Annotated in this window: 19 protein-coding genes; 12 read left to right on the top strand and 7 right to left on the bottom strand. The window is 71.0% G+C overall.

What is annotated here, in order from left to right; all coding sequences use genetic code 11:
- Positions 1–22: 22 nt before the first annotated feature.
- The 9 genes from cdaA (at position 23) to N2041_RS06575 (ending at position 8,588) form a co-directional block, all read left to right on the top strand.
- Positions 23–835: a diadenylate cyclase CdaA gene (cdaA, locus tag N2041_RS06615; RefSeq protein ID WP_297677044.1), complete on the top strand. Its 813-nt coding sequence runs from the start codon at positions 23–25 to the stop codon at positions 833–835.
- A complete protein-coding gene (locus tag N2041_RS06610; protein ID WP_297677042.1) occupies positions 832–2,109 on the top strand; it encodes a CdaR family protein in 1,278 nt (425 codons plus the stop codon). The genes cdaA and N2041_RS06610 overlap by 4 nt, the downstream gene beginning before the upstream one ends.
- Positions 2,106–3,449, top strand: a complete 1,344-nt coding sequence (gene der / locus N2041_RS06605; RefSeq protein ID WP_297677040.1) for a ribosome biogenesis GTPase Der — start codon at positions 2,106–2,108, stop codon at positions 3,447–3,449. Before N2041_RS06610 ends, der begins: the two co-directional genes overlap by 4 nt.
- Complete coding sequence (gene plsY, locus N2041_RS06600; RefSeq protein ID WP_297677038.1) at positions 3,446–4,069, top strand: glycerol-3-phosphate 1-O-acyltransferase PlsY; 624 nt, start codon at positions 3,446–3,448, stop codon at positions 4,067–4,069. The genes der and plsY overlap by 4 nt, the downstream gene beginning before the upstream one ends.
- A complete protein-coding gene (locus N2041_RS06595; RefSeq protein WP_297677036.1) occupies positions 4,069–5,076 on the top strand; it encodes an NAD(P)H-dependent glycerol-3-phosphate dehydrogenase in 1,008 nt (335 codons plus the stop codon). Before plsY ends, N2041_RS06595 begins: the two co-directional genes overlap by 1 nt.
- Positions 5,077–5,092: 16 nt before the next feature.
- The gene (locus N2041_RS06590) at positions 5,093–6,013 is read left to right on the top strand and encodes a HEAT repeat domain-containing protein (RefSeq protein WP_297677034.1); all 921 of its coding nucleotides are present in this window, start codon (positions 5,093–5,095) and stop codon (positions 6,011–6,013) included.
- The gene (locus N2041_RS06585) at positions 6,010–6,456 is read left to right on the top strand and encodes an NUDIX hydrolase (RefSeq protein WP_297677032.1); all 447 of its coding nucleotides are present in this window, start codon (positions 6,010–6,012) and stop codon (positions 6,454–6,456) included. The genes N2041_RS06590 and N2041_RS06585 overlap by 4 nt, the downstream gene beginning before the upstream one ends.
- A complete protein-coding gene (locus N2041_RS06580; protein WP_297677031.1) occupies positions 6,453–7,097 on the top strand; it encodes a GNAT family N-acetyltransferase in 645 nt (214 codons plus the stop codon). Before N2041_RS06585 ends, N2041_RS06580 begins: the two co-directional genes overlap by 4 nt.
- 102 nt (positions 7,098–7,199) lie before the next feature.
- Positions 7,200–8,588 (top strand): hypothetical protein, encoded by a 1,389-nt coding sequence (locus N2041_RS06575; RefSeq protein ID WP_297677029.1) that lies wholly within the window; start codon positions 7,200–7,202, stop codon positions 8,586–8,588.
- On the opposite strand, the gene N2041_RS06570 is transcribed toward N2041_RS06575, so the two are convergent.
- From N2041_RS06570 to guaA, 7 genes are read right to left on the bottom strand one after another with little or no spacing between them, the layout of a single operon-like run.
- Positions 8,572–9,360, bottom strand: a complete 789-nt coding sequence (locus N2041_RS06570) for a cobalamin-binding protein (RefSeq protein ID WP_297677027.1) — start codon at positions 9,358–9,360, stop codon at positions 8,572–8,574. The two genes, N2041_RS06575 and N2041_RS06570, sit on opposite strands and share 17 nt — an antisense overlap.
- A 1-nt stretch (position 9,361) precedes the next feature.
- Positions 9,362–9,694, bottom strand: coding sequence for a phosphoribosylformylglycinamidine synthase subunit PurS (gene purS / locus N2041_RS06565; protein WP_297677025.1), 333 nt, complete (start codon positions 9,692–9,694; stop codon positions 9,362–9,364).
- Positions 9,691–10,566 (bottom strand): phosphoribosylaminoimidazolesuccinocarboxamide synthase, encoded by an 876-nt coding sequence (locus tag N2041_RS06560; protein WP_367187702.1) that lies wholly within the window; start codon positions 10,564–10,566, stop codon positions 9,691–9,693. The genes purS and N2041_RS06560 overlap by 4 nt, the downstream gene beginning before the upstream one ends.
- Entirely contained in the window at positions 10,563–11,345 is a 783-nt protein-coding gene (locus N2041_RS06555) for a hypothetical protein (protein ID WP_297677022.1), read from the bottom strand. The genes N2041_RS06560 and N2041_RS06555 overlap by 4 nt, the downstream gene beginning before the upstream one ends.
- On the bottom strand, positions 11,342–12,634 hold the full coding sequence (gene purB, locus N2041_RS06550) for an adenylosuccinate lyase (RefSeq protein ID WP_297677021.1): 1,293 nt from the start codon (positions 12,632–12,634) through the stop codon (positions 11,342–11,344). Before purB ends, N2041_RS06555 begins: the two co-directional genes overlap by 4 nt.
- A 41-nt stretch (positions 12,635–12,675) precedes the next feature.
- Positions 12,676–13,953 carry a phosphoribosylamine--glycine ligase gene (gene purD / locus N2041_RS06545; protein WP_297677019.1) on the bottom strand — a complete coding sequence of 426 codons (1,278 nt, stop codon included), beginning with the start codon at positions 13,951–13,953 and terminating at the stop codon, positions 12,676–12,678.
- A 4-nt stretch (positions 13,954–13,957) separates the two neighbouring features.
- Complete coding sequence (guaA, locus tag N2041_RS06540) at positions 13,958–15,547, bottom strand: glutamine-hydrolyzing GMP synthase (RefSeq protein ID WP_297677018.1); 1,590 nt, start codon at positions 15,545–15,547, stop codon at positions 13,958–13,960.
- 71 nt (positions 15,548–15,618) lie between these two features.
- Between guaA and N2041_RS06535 the strand changes: the two genes are divergently transcribed.
- The 3 genes from N2041_RS06535 to pgk all read left to right on the top strand — a co-directional run.
- On the top strand, positions 15,619–16,263 hold the full coding sequence (locus N2041_RS06535; protein ID WP_297677016.1) for an L-threonylcarbamoyladenylate synthase: 645 nt from the start codon (positions 15,619–15,621) through the stop codon (positions 16,261–16,263).
- On the top strand, positions 16,260–16,727 hold the full coding sequence (gene rpiB, locus N2041_RS06530) for a ribose 5-phosphate isomerase B (protein ID WP_297677014.1): 468 nt from the start codon (positions 16,260–16,262) through the stop codon (positions 16,725–16,727). The genes N2041_RS06535 and rpiB overlap by 4 nt, the downstream gene beginning before the upstream one ends.
- 8 nt (positions 16,728–16,735) lie before the next feature.
- On the top strand, positions 16,736–16,835 hold a 100-nt coding region (gene pgk, locus N2041_RS06525), incomplete at its 3' end, for a phosphoglycerate kinase (protein ID WP_367187701.1).

Below are 16,835 nucleotides of genomic sequence, written 5' to 3'. Positions count from 1 at the left end.
CCCGGGGCCTCCCGCCGCTGCTATGTTCGACCTCGACCACGTTCGCGACGTCCTCGCCCAGTTCACGTTCACCAGCGCCGTCGATGTCCTGCTCATCGCCGTACTGATCTACGCGGCCCTTCGCCTCCTCAGCGGCACGCGCGCCATGACGCAGCTCCGGGGCGTCGTCGCCCTGTTCCTCGTCTTCGTCGTCCTGGGGCGCGCGCTCGACCTCGTCGTCATCAACTTCCTCATTCAGCATTCCGTCACGGCGCTCCTCGTCGGCGCGGTCATCATCTTCCAGCCCGAAATCCGCCGCGCGCTCGACCGCCTCGGGCGCACCGGCTTCTCCGGCTGGTTCCGCACCGCCGAATACGGCGACGTCATCGATGCCGTCTCCCGCGCCGCCGGCCGCATGGCCGCCGCCCGCCACGGCGGCATCGTCGTCATCGAACGCGAAACCGGCCTCCAGGACGTCATCGAAACCGGCGTCCCCGTCGATGCCCGCGTCTCCCCGGAGCTGCTCACCAGCATCTTCTTCCCGAATTCGCCCCTCCACGACATGGCCGTCGTCATCCGCGACCAGCGCGTCGTCGCCGCCGGCTGCGTCCTGCCCCTCGCCTCCGACCCCGGCGACCGGAACCTCGGCACCCGCCACCGCGCCGCCCTCGGCATCACCGAAACCACCGATGCCCTCGCAGTTGTCGTCTCCGAAGAGACCGGTGAAATCAGCGTCGCCCTCAACGGCCGCCTCACCCCCGTGCCCGATGAGCGCCGCCTCCGCGCCGTCCTCGAATGGGTCCTCGAACCCGATGGCGCCCGCGCGGCCGCATCCCCGGCCGAGGTGCGCGCGTGAACGGCAACCACCGCCGGCCGTCCCGCCGGCAGGCCGCTGCCCAGGTGCTCGCCGGCACCGCCCGCTCGCTTCGCGAGCACTGGGCCCAGGCCTCCTTCAGCCTCCTCGCCGCTTTCGCCATCTGGTTCGTCGTCCAGGACGTCGAAAACCCGCGCGTCTCCGTCACCTTCCCCGAAGAAGGCCAGCCCGCCTCCATCGTGGTGACCGCCGAGAACGCCGGCCCCTACATCGTCCGCGAAAGCCACTCCGTCCGCGTCATCGCCGAGGGCCGCGCCGACGACCTCGCCGCCCTCGCGCCGTCCGACTTCGACGCCCGCGTCGACGTCCGCGGCATGCAGCCCGGCGTGGAGGAGTTCCGCCAGGTCCGCGTCACCTCCCGCCGGCCCGGCATCCGCGTCCTCCAGGTCATCCCCTCCCAGGTCCGCATCACACTCGTCGAACCCGCCACCCGCGAAGTGCCCGTCACCCTCCGCCGCTCCGGCCAGCTTCCCGCCGGCTTCCGCGAAGACGAAGCCGGCACCAGCGTCGAGCCGGCCGTCGTCACCATCTCGGGCCTCCCCGAGCGCGTCCAGGCCGTCCAGTCCGTCGACCTCGACGTCAACCTCAGCGGCGTGAAAGACCAGTCCTACGTCGTCACCGGCGAACTCGTCGCCCGCTCCGCCACCGGCACCGTCGAAACCGTCGCCATCTCGCCGCCGCGGGCGACCGCCACCATCCGCATCGTCCAGGCCTTCGTCCAGCGCTCCGTCCCCGTCCTCGTCGACCTCACCGGGGCGCCCGCAGCGGGGTACCGCGTGGCCTCCATCACCATCGACCCGCCAGCCGTCAACATCTCCGGCGAGCGCGCCGTCGTCAACGAGCTGAACGCCGTGACCGCCGAGAAAGTCGACGTCACCGGCGCCCGGACGGAGCTCCGGCTCGTCCGCAACCTCGTGACCATCCCCAACGTCTCCCTCGACCGCCGTACCGTGACGATCACCATCCGCTTCGAACCCCTCGAGTCGGCCGCCAGCCTGCTCGTCGCGCCCGAGCTCCAGAATCTCCCGGCCGGCCTCGCCCGCGACCCCGCCCGCCCCCTCACCGTCGAAGTCCGCGTGAGCGGCCCCGCCGACCTCGTTTCGGCGCTGCGCCCCTCCGATATCAAGGCGGTCGTCACCCTCACCGGTGCCACAGCCGGCACCGCCGCCTATCCTGTAACCGTGACCGGTCCCTCTGGACTCAAGCTGCAGGCCCCATCGACGGTCACCGTCACCCTCATCCAGGTGCTCCCGTGACCTCAACCGACCTCCTGCCCCGCGTCGTCATCGTCGGCCGTCCCAATGTCGGCAAGTCGTCGATCTTCAACCGCGTCGTCGGCGAACGCCGCGCCATCGTCGAAGATGAGCCCGGCACCACCCGCGACCGCCTCGAGGCCGACGTCGAGTGGCTCGACCGCCGCTTCCGCATCATCGACACCGGCGGCTACGAGACGAACGAACAGAACGTCTACGCCCCGCTCATCATGGGACAGGTTCAGCAGGCCATCGATACCGCCGCCGTCGTCGTCTTCGTCGTCGATGCCCGCGATGGCCTCACCGCCAGCGACTACGACATGGCCGATGTCGTTCGCCGCGCCCAGAAGCCCACCATCCTCGTCGCCAACAAGGCCGACAACGAGGCCCGCGAACTCGCCGGTATCGCCGAGGCCTCGGCGCTCGGTTTCGGCGAACCCCTCCCCGTCAGCGCGCTCCACGATGTGAACGTCCGCACCATGCTCGACATGGTCGTGGCGCTCCTGCCGGACGTCCCGCTCGTCCCCGAGTCCGACCGCACCCGCGTCGCCATCATCGGCCGCCCCAACGTCGGCAAGTCGATGCTCGTCAACGCTATCCTCGGCCAGGAGCGCGTCATCGTCAGCGATGTCGCCGGCACCACCCGCGACGCCATCGATACCGAAATCGACACCCCGGAAGGCTCCTTCGTTCTCATCGACACTGCTGGCGTCCGCCGCCCCGGCAAGCTCGGCAAAGGCGTCGAACGCCACTCCGTCCTCCGCACCACGCGCGCCGTCGAGCGCTGCGACGTCGCCGTCCTCGTCGTCGATGGCAGCGAAGGCGTGACCGCGCAGGACACCCACATCGCCGGCATCGCCGTCGACAACGCCAAGGGCCTCGTCATCGCCGTCAACAAGACGGACCTCTGGGACGACCCCGCCGAGCGCAAGGCCTGGGCGGAGCGGCAGATGCGCAGCCGCATCCGCTTCGTGCCCTGGGCCCTCTACACGTTCATCTCCGCGCTCGAACGCCGCGGCCTTCCCGAGCTGCTCCGTCTCGTCCAGGCAGCCCGCGAAGCCCGCCGCCGCCGCATCCCGACCCCTGAACTGAATGCCATCCTCTCCCGCGCCGTCCGCGAGCACGTCCCGCCGCTCGTCCACAACCGCCGCTTCAAGCTTTTCTACGCCACCCAGGCCGGCATCGACCCGCCGACCTTCGTCCTCTTCGTGAACGACCCCGAGCTCGTCCACTTCAGCTACCGCCGCTACCTCGAACGCGCCATCCGCGAGGCTGCCGATTTTGAAGGCACCGCCATCAAGCTGGTCTTCAGGGCGCGTTCGGGCGAAGATTCCGCTTCGTGATCCCCTACGTCGTCAGCGCACTTTTCGGGTACCTCCTCGGCTCCCTTCCCTGGGGCCTCATCGTCGGCTACCTCTGGCTCGGCCGCGATATCCGCGAATCCGGCAGCGGCAAGACCGGCACGACCAACGTCCTCCGCACCGCCGGCAAAGTTCCCGCCGCCATCGTGATGGTGCTGGATATCGCCAAAGGGGCCGTCCCGGCCCTCGTCGGCCGCTACGTCTTCGATTCGAACGACGTCGCGGCCGTCGGCGCCGGCGCCGCCATCGTCGGCCACGTCTGGCCGGTCTTCGCCGGCTTCCGCGGCGGCCGCGGCGTCGCCAGCACCTACGGGGGCATCCTCGGGCTTGCGCCCCTCATCTCCCTGCTCTTCCCGCTCATCGGCGCCGTCCTCGTCGGCGCGACCCGCTACGTCTCCTTCATGTCCGTGGTCGGCGTGCCGATCTGCGCCGCCATCATCTGCGGCCTCGCCATCGCCGGGAAGACGGACCCGGCCTTCGCCTGGTACAGCCTCTTCGCCACCGCCCTCGTCGAATACAAGCACATCCCGAACATCCGGCGCCTCCTCAATGGCACCGAACCGCGCATCGGCCAGGGCGGCGACCGGCCCGCCACCGGCTGATGGCCGCCTACGCCGTCCTCGGCGCCACCTCCTGGGGCGTCACCCTCGCCGCCCTCCTCGAGCGCGCCGGCAGCGACGTCATCCTCGTCGTCCGCTCGGACCTCGAGGCCCACGCCGTCCGCGCCGCCGGCGGCCTCGAACGCCTCGGGGCCGGCCGCGTGCTCGGCCCCCGCGTCCACGTCCACCCCGCGCCGCTCACGCCCGAGCATGCGGCCTCCCTCGCCGGCGCGCTCGTCGCCGTCCCGTCCCACGCCGTCCGCGAGAGCGTCCTCGCCAGCGGCCTCCCCGCGACGGTGCCCGTCGTGTCCGCCACCAAGGGCCTCGACCTCGAAACCTCCAGCCGCATGACCGCCCTCCTCGCCGCGCTCGGCTTCGACCCCGGCCGCACCGGCGCCCTTTCCGGCCCCAACCTCGCGCACGAAATCATCCGCGGCCTGCCCGCCGCCGCCGTCGTCGCCGTCCCCGACCCCGACCTCGGCCTCGCCTGGCAGCACGCGCTCTCCCACGGCGCCTTCCGCGTTTACGCCTCCACCGACGTCGTCGGCGTCGAGCTCGCCGGCGCCCTGAAGAACGTCATCGCCATCGCCGCCGGCGCAGCGTGGGGGCTCGGCTTCGGCGCCAACGCCGTCGCCGCCATCATGACCCGCGGCCTCGCCGAGATGACCCGCCTCGGGCTCGCCCTTGGTGCCGAACTCGCCACCTTCAACGGCCTGGCCGGCGTCGGCGACCTCGCCGCGACCTGCTTCTCGCCCCTCAGCCGCAACCGCCGCTTCGGCGAACTCCTCGCTGCCGGCCGCTCCCCCGCCGAGGCCGCGGCCGAAATCGGCGAAACGGTCGAAGGCGCGCGCACCGCGCCGGTCGCGCTCCGCATGGCCGCCGCCGCCGGCGTCGAACTTCCGATCACGGCCGAGGTCGCGGCCGTCATCGGCGGCGCCCGCACCGTCCCCGAGGCGATGCTCCGCCTCCTCGGCCGCCCCCTCGCCCGCGAAGAACTCCCCCGCCGGTGATGCTACGATCACGGTGATGCCCTCGCCCGGGATTCAGCGCTTCCTCGACGCCGTCGCCGCCGGCACTCGCCCCCGGCCTGCGGACTTCGCCGCCCTCTCCGACCTGGACCGCGCCGACGCCGCCTACCTTCGCGAGCGCTGGCTCGACATCCCCCTCGAAGCGCGCGAATTCCTCCTCGATGAAGCCTACGAGCTCGCCGACGAAGACCTCGCCCTCGATTTCACCGCCCTCGGCCGCGTCGGCCTCGCCGACCCCGAACCGTCCGTCCGCCTCCGCGCCATCCAGGCCCTCTGGGAATCGCTCGACCCGGCTGCCGGCGACCTCCTCGTCGCCCTCGTCGAAACCGAACGCGACCTCGAGGTCCGCGCCGCCGCTGCCCGCAGCCTCCTGCGCTTCCTCGAAGCCGCCGAATACGGCCGCCTCGAGGAGAGCGCGGCGCGGCGCATGACGGCTGCCCTCCTCGAAGCGGCTGAATCCGCCGCCGAAGACCTCCGCGCCGCCGCGGTCGAGGCGCTCGGCCCCAGCGGCGACCCCCGCGTCCCGGCCGTCATCGAAGCCGCCTACGAAAGCGGCCAGCCCGCCCTCCGCCTCGCCGCCATCCGGGCCATGGGCTACTCCGCCCGCGAAGAATGGGCCGAGTACATCGCCGAGCAGCTCGCCGCCGATGACCCCGAAATGCGCTTCGAGGCCGCCCTCGCCGCCGGCGCGCTGGGCTCCGAAGAGCTCGTCCCCGCGCTCGGCGACGCGCTCAGCGACGACGACGCCGAGGTGCTCTTCGCCGTGATCGAAGCCCTCGGGGATATCGGCGGCGAAGAAGCCGTCGAACTCCTCGAAGCCTACCGCGAGGAAGTCCCGCCCGGCCTCGAAGACGCTGTCGAAGCCGCGCTCGAGGCCGCCCGCGGCATCCAGTTCCGCCGCTTCGGAGAGCTGTCGTGAGTTCGCGCTCCCGCCTCCCCATCGAAGACGTCGTCTCCGCCGGCGGCATCCCGTGGCGCCGCAGCGAAACCGGCGAGGTGCAGGTGGCCATCTGCGGCCGCCGCGCCGAGCGCCTCTGGGTGCTCCCCAAAGGCACCCCCGATGAAGGCGAACCCCTCGAACAGACCGCGCTCCGCGAAGTCCGCGAAGAAACCGGCCTCGATGTCCGCCTCGGCGAACCGATCGGCAGCATCGAGTACTGGTTCACCGCCAACGGCACCCGCTACCACAAGCGCGTCCATCACTGGCTGATGGAGCCCGTCGGCGGCGACGTCGCCGACCACGACCACGAGTTCGACGAGGTCCGCTGGGTCTCCATCCCCGAAGCCCTCGAACTCCTCACCTACGAAGGCGAGCGGAATCTCGTCCGCGAAGCCGCCCGCCGCCTCGGAGTCGAGGTGTGACGCTCGAAACGCCGCCAGCCGGCGACGCCGAAATCGTCGTCGCCCGCGGCCGGAACGTTCTCCTTCGCCGCCGGCGCCGCAGCGACGCCATCGATGAGTACCACTGGCGGCGCGACCCCGAAACCGCCCGCCTCAACGGCCAGGCGCCCGTCCCGCCCTCCTTCGCGCGCTTCCTCGAAACCTTCGAACAGGAAACCCGCCTCGCCGGCTACGGCCGCGACCAGCTCGCCATCGACACCATCGCGGGCGAACACATCGGCACCGTCATGTACTACAACGGCGAAGCCGGCGATGCCGCCGAACTCGGCATCACCATCGGCGATGCCCGCCGCCGCGGCGCCGGCCTCGGCCGCGAAGCGGTCGTCCTCTTCCTCCGCTACCTCTTCGCCGCGCACCCCTTCCGCGAGGTCTACCTCCACACGCTCGAATCCAACCTGCCCGCCCGCCGCGCCTTCGCCGCTGCCGGCTTCAGCCCCACGGTCGCCGTCCTCCGCGGCGCCGACCGCTACCTGCGGATGGAAGTTCGCCGCGAATGGTGGCTCCTCTGGGACATGGAAGGCCGTTTCGCATTCGCCGACCCGCCCCCGCCGCGCCGCGGGCCCGACCACCCGCCGTTCACGCCGCTGTCACCGGGGGAATAGCCGCTTCATCACCCCCCGGATCTGGGCGCGGTTCCCCGTCTGCCGACCTTCAAGGTAGGGCACGCGCCCCGAACGGCGCTCGGTGCCACGCAGGTAGGTGATATGGAGCACCCATTCCCCCCGACCTCCGGCAGCCTCGCCATGCAGCCGGAGTACGCCGAGGAACCGCGCCAGCAGCCCCCGCGCCAGGCCCCCAGCCACCTGCGCGCCCTCCCCTCGCTCCCCGAGGCCCCGGACCACATCTACGAGCTGGGCCTCCCCGAGCGCTTCATCGAGGACCTCACCCTCAAGACCCTCTACCGCATCACCGTCCCCACGCCGATCGGCATCGCGAACGCCATGCGCGTCTCCCCCGGCGTCGCCCGCGAAGCCCTCGATGAGCTCCGCCGCCAGCGCCTCGTCGAAACCACATCCGCCTCCGGCCGCCTCGAAACCGAATGGCAGTACCGCCTCACCGAACTCGGCATGCGCGAAGCCGAGAACGCCTTCGGCCGCAGCAAGTACGTCGGCCCCGTGCCCGTACCCATCCAGGACTACTTCCGCGTCCTCGAACGCGACACCGAAATCGGCGCGCCCGACCCCGTCCGCCTCGCCCGCGCCCTCCAGCAGCTCGTCCTCGCCCGCGACGTCGTCGCCAAGGTCTGCCTCGCGCTCACCAGCGGCCGCCCCGCCATGCTCTGGGGCGCCCCCGGCAACGGCAAGACGACCATCCTCGAACTCACGAGCGAGGCGATCCAGGGCGTCACCCTCATGCCGATGGCCGTCTACGTCAGCGGCCACATCATTCGCCTCTACGACGACCTCGTGCACCAGCCGGTCGAAGGCGATGACACCGCCGACGCCACCTCCCAGTTCGACCGCCGCTGGCTGCGCATCCGCCGCCCGTTCGTCTTCGTCGGCGGCGAACTCCGCCCCGAAGACCTCGACCTCGCCTACGACCCGGCCCTCGGCTATCACCAGGCGCCGGCCCACGTGAAGGCACACGGCGGCCTCCTCGCCATCGACGACTTCGGCCGCCAGCAGGTCTCCCCCCACGCCCTGCTCAACCGCTGGATTGCCGCCCTCGAACGCGGCGAAGACACCATGTCGCTCGTCACCGGCGAACGCATCACCTTCCCGTTCCGCTCGACCATCTGCTTCAGCACCAACCTCGAGCCGAAAACGATGCTCGAAGAGGCCCACCTCCGCCGCATCCCCTACAAGATCCGCATCCCCGAGCCGACGCCCGAGCAGATGGCCGAGATCTTCCGCCGCTTCGCCGACGCCATGGGCGTCGAGGCGAGCCCCCAGGGCATCGAGGTCGCCGTCGAACTCGTCCGCCGCGCCTCTGGCGGCAACCTCCGCAGCTGCCACCCGCGCGACATCCTCCAGCTCATCATCGAAGAATCCCGCTTCGTGAAGCGCCCGCCCGTGCTCGAACCCGGCGCTGCCCGCCGCGCCTGCGAAGTCTACTTCGCGGTCGACCCCGGCCCCGTCACGCCGCGCCAGTAACCCCATCGAGAATCGCCGCCAGCTGCCGCGCCCCGTGCAGCAGGCTCGGCCCCGGCGCCAGGATGTCCGGCGACTTGATTTCGTACAGCCGGCCCTCGCGCACCGCGCCGATGCCGTCCCAGCCCGGCCGCGCCGCTATCCGCTCGAGCCGCGCCTTCTTCCCGCACCAGCTCGCGACGATGACCTCCGGGTCGCGCCGCACGACCTCTGCCGGGTCGACCACCCGCTGCGGCGCCGCCCGGCACCTGCGCAGTTCCGGGAAGATGTCCTCCCCGCCGCACCGCTCGATGAGCTCGCTCACCCACGCAATCCCCGAAATCAGCGGGTCGTCCCACTCCTCGAAGTACACCCGCGGCGGCCGCGCCGGGCGGGTCGGCCGCGCCGCGATCGCCGCCAGCTCGGCCTCGAACTGCTCCGCCAGCTGCTCGCCGGCCGCGGGCTCCCCGCACGCTGCCCCGATGAGCCGGATCGCCTGGGCCGTCTCCGCCAGCGTCCGCTGGTTCGTGATGAGCACCGTCACGCCCGCCCGGATGAGCTCCCGCGCGATCTCTGCCTGCAGGTCGCTGAAGCCCAGCACGAGCTCCGGCTCCAGCGCCAGGATCCGCTCCACGTGCGCCGTCTGGAAGGCCGCGACCTTCGGCTTCTTCCGCGCCTCCGGCGGCCGGATGGCGTAACCGGTGACCCCGACCACCCGCTCGCCCGCGCCGACCGCGAACGCGATCTCGGTCGTCTCCTCGGTCAGGCAAACGATCCGTTGCGGACCGCTGCCCATTTCACGCCTTCTCGAGTTCGAACTCGTACGTCTCGATGACCGGGTTCGCCAGCAGCCGGCTGCACATCTGGTCCACCTGTTCCGCCGCAGCCTTCGCGTCCGCTGCCCGCAGCCGCACCTGGAAGTACTTGCCCGACCGCACCCCGTCGACGCCATCGAACCCCAGCGACCCGAGCGCATTCGCGATGGTCAGGCCCTCCGGGTCGTTCACCGTCGGCTTGAGCGCCACGTACACCCGCGCGAGGAACCCCTTCGCCTCGCCGGGCTCCTTCCTGGCCTTCTTCTCGACCTTTTCTGCCTTGTCCGCCTTCGACTTCCCGTCCTTCTTGCTCACAGCGAAAGCTCCTCTCCAGTCAGCATCCGGTACCCCCGGAGGTACCGTTCCGTCGTCGCCTCGACCACATCGCGCGGCAGCTCGGGCACCGGGTCGCCATCGCGCCAGTTCGCCGCCAGCCAGTCGCGCACCGGCTGCTTGTCGAGGCTCGGCTGGGGGCCGCCCGGCCGGTACTCTTCGGCGAGCCAGAACCGGCTGCTGTCCGGCGTCAGCACCTCGTCGATGAGGATGACCTCCTCGTTCCACCAGCCGAACTCCAGCTTCGTATCCGCGATGATGATGCCCCGTTCCAGCGCCACGGTGTGCGCATATCCGTAGACGGCCATCGTCCGGATCCGCATCGCGTTCGCTGCTTCCGGCCCTACCAGCTCCTCCAGCTCCGCGTAGGTGATGTTCCGGTCGTGTCCCTCGGCCGCCTTCGTGCTCGGCGTGAAGATCGGCTCCGGCAGCCGGTCCGACTCCCGCAGCCCTTCCGGCAGCGGGATGCCGCACACCGTGCCCGTCGCCTGGTACTCCTTCCAGCCCGAACCCGCGAGGTACCCCCGTGCGATGCACTCGGCGTCGAGCCGCTTCGCCTTCCGCACCAGCATCGACCGCCCGAAATACTCCGGCCCCAGCTCGAACGGCACCTCGCGGCGGTTCGCCTCCGTGATGACGGCGATGAAGTGGTTCGGTACGACGCCGCCGATGCGCTCGAACCACCACGCCGAGAGCATCGTCAGCACCTTCCCCTTCCCGGGAATCGGCGTGGGCAGCACGACGTCCAGCGCCGAGATGCGGTCCGTCGCCACGATCAGCAGCCGGTCGCCCAGGTCGTACGTATCGCGCACCTTGCCCCGGTAGACCGGCCACGGCAGCTCCGAGCGGATCATCGTTTCGACCACGGCTGCGCCCCTTCCAGGTTCAGGTAGAACACCGTCGTCGTCGCGGAGGTGAACGCCACCAGCGGGATCGTCAGGATTCCCTGCAGCACCGAGACGCCCGCCTGCAGCGCCACCTGCGCTCCGCGCGGCCCGACGACCAGCGCGTCGAGCGCCTGGATGAGCAGCGCCGGCCCGATGAAGATGAGCAGCGTCAGCAGCATCACCCCCAGCATGCGGAGCATGTGGCCCTGCATCAACGCCCAGCTCCGGCCGAACGCCCCGAACGGCGACCGCCCCTCCAGCAGGAACGCCTGGTGCGTCAGCGCCAGCCGCACCGCGATGTACGGCAGCAGCACCAGCCCGATGAGCGTCAGCGCGAGCCCCGCCGTCACCGCCAGCAGGATGACGAGGATCGCCAGCAGCCCGCCCATCCGGGTGAACGGCGGGTCCAGCGCCTCGCTCAGCGTCAGCCGCTCGCCGCGCAGCAGCCCCGCAATCGACACGATTGCCGCCCCGTGGGCCACCTGCGCGAAGAGCGCCTGCACCGCCGCCGTCACGATGATGAGGAGGAGGTAGCCCCGGTCCTCGGTCCCGAGTTCGACGTCCCCCAGCGCGGTCAGCAGCGCCAGCGCCGTCACGCCGGCCGTCAGCACCGCGACCGGGATTTCGACCGCCGCCACCGGCAGCAGCGCCTCCCGCGGCCGCGAGGTGATGACGTCCCACGCCGTGCCGATGACCCGGCGCGCCGGCAGCAGGCCCGCATTCCCCGGCGCGCCCTGCTGCATCACAGGCCGAGGCGCTCGAACGTCGCGCCGATGTTCTTCAGGTAGTAGCCGTAGTCGAACAGCCCCCGCAGCTCCGCCTCCGGCAGCCGCGAAGTCACCTCCGGGTCCGCCAGCAGCAGGTCGAGGAACGGCACCCGCTCGTTCCATGCGCGCATCGCGTTCCGCTGCACGATGGCGTACGCCTCCTGCCGGCTCAGCCCCGTCTCGATGAGCGCCAGCAGCACCCGCTGCGAAAACACCAGCCCGTAGGAGCGCTCGAGGTTCTCCCGCATGTGCTCCGGGTACACCCGCAGCCGCTCCATGATCCCGGTGAACAGGTTCAGCATGTAGTCCAGCACGAGCGTCGCGTCCGGGAAGACGATCCGCTCCGTCGACGAATGGCTGATGTCCCGCTCGTGCCAGAGCGCCACGTTCTCCATCGCCGTCACGGCGTAGCCGCGCAGCACCCGCGCCAGCCCGGTGATCCGCTCGCACAGCTCCGGGTTCCGCTTGTGCGGCATCGCGCTCGAACCTGTCTGCCCCTCGTCGAACGGCTCCTCCGCCTCGCGCACTTCCGTCTTCTGCAGGGCACGAATCTCCGTCGCGAACTTCTCCAGCGACGCCCCGATGAGCGCCAGCGTCGTCACGAACTGCGCGTGCCGGTCCCGCTGGATGACCTGCGTCGAAGCCGCCTCGATGCCGAGGCCGAGCTTCTCGCACACCAGCTCCTCCACCCGCGGCGGCACCGAGGCGTGTGTGCCCACCGTCCCCGAGATCGCCCCGACCGCCACCGCCTCCCGCGCGGCCGCCATCCGCGCCCGGTTCCGGCGCATCTCGTCGACCCATACGGCCAGCTTCAGCCCGAACGTCGTCGGCTCCGCGTGCACCCCGTGCGTCCGGCCCACGCAGAGCGTGTCCCGGTGCGCCCGCGCCTGCCGCTCGAGCACCGCCAGCAGCCCGTCGATATCCGCGAGCAGGATGTCGCTCGCGTCCCGCAGCTGCAGCGCCGTCGCCGTGTCCCAGACGTCCGAGCTCGTCAGCCCGAAGTGGACGTACCGCCCCTCTTCGCCCAGCGAATCCGCCACGCTGCGCAGGAACGCCGTCACGTCATGGTGCGTGATGGCGAGGTACTCGTTGATCTTCGCGAGGTCGAAGCGCGCGTCCCGCCGGATCTTCTCCGCCGCTTCCCGCGGGATGACGCCCAGCTCGGCCCACGCCTCGCACGCGGCGATCTCCACGTCGAGCCAGCGGCGGTACTTCGCTTCGTCGGTCCAGATGGCGGCCATCTCCGGCCGCGAGTAGCGCGGGATCACCCCGCAATGGTAGCCCGCCGGCCCCGCTCGGAGAAGCCGCGTCAGCCCCCGGCCGCCACCTCCAGCGCGATATCTGTCCGGTAGTGCATGTCCTTGAAGTGAATCCGCCGGACGTTCTCGTACACCTTCTCCCGTGCCTCGCGCACCGTCGCCGCCCGCGCCGCTACCGTCAGCGCGCGCCCGCCGCTCGTCACCACCTGCCCGTCGACCAGCTTCGTGCCGCCGTGGAAGACGAACACGTCGGGGTCGACGCGGTCGAGCCCTTCGATCGGGTGGCCGGTCTCGTACTTCCCCGGGTAGCCGCCCGGCACCAGCACCACGCAGACCGCCGGCTCGGCGGCCCACCGCACCTCGACCTCCCCCAGCCGCCCCTCCGCCGCGGCGCGCGTCACCGCGTACAGGTCCGATTCCAGCCGCAGCATGTGCACCTGCGTCTCCGGGTCGCCCGACCGTGCGTTGTACTCAATCACCTTCACGTCGCCGTCCCGCACCATCAGCCCCGGGAAGAGCGTGCCAACGAACGGGTGCCCCTCCTCCTCCATGCCCCGCAGCACCGGATCGATGACGCGCTCCTTGATGACCCCGGCCAGCCCCGAATCGACGCCTTTGGTCGGTGCGTACGCGCCCATCCCGCCAGTGTTGAGCCCCTGCGCGCCGTCGAGCGCGCGCTTGTAGTCGGTCGCGAACGGCCACAGCACGGCCATCTTCCCGTCGCAGAACGCGTGTGCGCTCGTCTCGAACCCGCTCAGCTCCTCTTCGACCACCACCGTGCTCCCGGCGTCGCCGAACGCCCGCTCGATGAGCATCGATCGCAGGATGCCGATCGCCTCCTCCCGGTTCGCCGCGCCCACCGCGCCCTTCCCGGCCGCGAGGCCCGAGGCCTTCACCCACAGCCGCTGCTCCGGCAGCGATTCGACCCACGCCGCCGCCTCCTCAAACGAACTGAACGAGCGCCCCCGCGCGGTCGGGATGCCGTGCCGTTCCATGAACGCTTTCGCCCACGCCTTGCTCGCCTCGATGCGCGCGGCCGCTGCTGAGGGGCCGTAGCAGAGCACGCCCTCCGCCTGCAGCCGGTCCACGAGGCCCAGCGGCTGCGGGTCGTCCATCGTCGCGAGGTAGAAGTCGATGCGGTGCTCCTTCGCCGCCCGCACCAGCCCGTCGATGTCCGTCGGCTGGATATCGAGATTCCGCGCCAGCGCGGCCGTCCCGGCATTCCCGGGCGCGACGAAGATCTCGCCAACCTGCGGCGACTGTGAAAGCTTCCACGCGACGGCGTGCTCGCGCCCGCCGCTCCCTACCAGCAGGACCCGCGCGCTCATGCGCTCACTCCCATTCGATCGTGCCCGGCGGCTTCGGCGTGATGTCGTACACCACCCGGTTCACGCCGTGGACCTCGTTCACGATGCGGTTCGAAATCCGCGACAGCAGCTCGTGCGGCAGCCGCGCCCAGTCGGCGGTCATCGCGTCGTCGGCCACCACCGCCCGCACCGCCACGGCGTACCCGTAGGTCCGGAAGTCGCCCATCACGCCGACCGTCTTCGTGTCCGTGAGGACGGCGAACGCCTGCCAGATGTCCCGGTACAGTCCCGCCTCGCGGATTTCGTCCATCACGATCCGGTCCGCCTGCCGCAGGATCGCGAGCTTCTCCGCCGTCACCTCGCCGATGCACCGGATGGCGAGGCCCGGCCCCGGGAACGGGTGCCGCCACACCATCTCCTCAGGCAGGCCGAGCGCCTCCCCAATCCGCCGAACCTCGTCCTTGAACAGGTACCGCAGCGGCTCCACCAGTTCCAGCTTCATGTCCGGCGGCAGCCCGCCGACGTTGTGGTGCGTCTTGATCGTGCTCGCGCCCTTCCCGTGCGAGCCGCTCTCGATGACATCCGGGTAGAGCGTCCCCTGGCAGAGGAACCGCGCATCCTCGATCTTCCGCGCCTCCCGTTCGAACACCCGCACGAACGTGTTCCCGATGCGGATGCGCTTGGTCTCCGGGTTCGTCACCTCCGCCAGCTGCGCGAGGAACTCGCCCGCCGCCTCCACGTGCACGAGGTTGATGGCGAGGTTCTTCCGGAAGGTGGTCACCACCTCCTCCGGCTCCCCCGCCCGCAGCAGCCCGTTGTCGACGAAGATGCAGGTCAGCTGGTCGCCCACCGCCCGGTGGACCAGCACCGCCGCGACCGCGCTGTCCACCCCGCCCGAGAGCCCGCAGATGACGCGGCCGCTCCCGACCTGCGCGCGGATGGCCGCGACCGTCTCCTCGATGAAGTTCCCCGGCGTCCACGTCCCTTCACAGCCGCACACCCCCTGCACGAAATTCCTCAGGATGTCCTTCCCCCGCGGGGTGTGCACCACCTCCGGGTGGAACTGGAGGCCGTAGTAGCCCCGCGCAGGGTCGGCCATCACGGCATGGGGTGAGTTCGCCGTGCTCGCATACCCCGTGAAGCCCGGCGGCAGCACCTCGATCCGGTCGCCGTGGCTCATCCAGACTTCGAAGTCGGCCGGCAGCCCCTCCAGCAGCGGCGCGGCGTGGTCGCGGTGCGCGACCGCTGGCCCGTACTCCCGCTCCCGCCCGGGCGCCACCTTGCCGCCCAGCTGGTGGGCCATCACCTGCATCCCGTAGCAGATGCCGAGCACCGGCAGCCCCGATGCCCACACCCAGTCCGGCGCCAGCGGTGCGCCGTCTTCGTACACGCTGTTCGGCCCGCCCGAGAGGATGATGCCCCGCACGTCCATCCCCGCCAGCCGCTCCTGCGGCGTGTCGTACGGCAGCAGCTCGCAGTACGTATTCAGCTCCCGCACCCGCCGCGCGATCAGCATCGAAAACTGCGACCCGAAATCGAGCACCACGATGCTCTCGTGCCGCTTCGCGGGGTCCTGCGCGCCTGCCGGGGGAGCTGCCGGGTCCGTTCCTGCCATGGGACGCGTTACACTCTGACCGAACGCTATCCCAACCCGGGGGTCCGGGCAACGGACCCCGTTTCATGCCGATGACAGCACCCTCCCCGTCCCTCGTCGACCGCGCCGTCGACCTCCTCCGCGCCGGCGAACTCATCATCCTCCCGACGGACACCGTCTACGGCATCGCTGCCGACGTCCGCGACGACGACGCCGTCACCGCCATCTACCGCGCGAAGCAGCGCGACCCCTCGCAGCCGCTCCAGCTGCTCTTCGGCCGCGACCCGGCCCTCCTCGAGCAGTACGCGGCGCCGACCCCGGCCGCGCTCCGCCTCGTCGAAGCGCTCGGCCCCGGCGCGTGGACGATCATCGTACCCGCCCGCCCGGGCTGGTCGAGCCCCGCGCTCTCCGGCGGCGCGACCGTCGGCTTCCGCATCGTCCCGGTCGATATCGTCCTCGATATCGTCGACGCCCTCGGCGCTCCGCTCGCAGCAACCAGCGCGAACGTCCACGGCGGCCCCAGCCCGGTCACCGCCGACGAAGCCTCCCGCCAGGTTGGCGCCTTCTGCGCGATGACCATCGACGGCGGGCCGACCGCGCAGGGCATCGACTCCACCGTCATCGACCTCTCCGGCGCGGAGCCCGTCATCCTCCGCGAAGGCGCCATCGCCGCGCAAGATCTCGCCCGTATACTGGGCCTCGCCACCATCCCGGTCCGCAGGAGCGTCCGCTCGTGAAACTCGCCTTCGGCGCCGACCACGCCGGTTTCGAATTGAAAAACCACCTCGCCGACTTCGCCCGCGGCCTCGGCCACGAGGTGCTCGACCTCGGCACCCACTCCCCCGACTCCGTCGACTACCCGGATTTCGCCGAGGCCGTCGCCCGCGCCGTCCTCGATGGCCGCGCCGACCTCGGCGTCGTCCTTTGCTCGAACGGCGTCGGCATCAGCATCACCGCGAACAAAGTCCCCGGCATCCGCTGCGCGCTCTGCCACACCAGCTGGGGCGCGGCGCGTGCCCGCCAGCACGTCGATGCCAACGTCCTCGCCCTCGGCGCATGGGAGATCGGCCGCGGCGTCGCCGAGGACATCCTCCGCGCCTTCCTCGCGAACGAGTTCGAAGGCGGCCGGCACGAACGGCGCGTCGCCAAGCTGCGCGACGTCGAGCGCCGCGGCATCGCGGCAGAAGCGAGCCGCCCGTGAGCGACGGCATCGGCAAGAAGACGGTCCGCGATATCGACGTCCGCGGCAAGCGCGTGCTCGTCCGCGCCGACCTCAACGTCCCCATCGAGAATGGGGTCATCACCGATG

It is taken from the genome of Tepidiforma sp., from assembly GCF_026419595.1.
In the GTDB taxonomy this organism is placed as follows: domain Bacteria; phylum Chloroflexota; class Dehalococcoidia; order Tepidiformales; family Tepidiformaceae; genus Tepidiforma.
The sequence above is the reverse complement of the archived record's forward strand: the minus strand, read 5'-3'. Positions and strand labels throughout refer to the sequence as shown.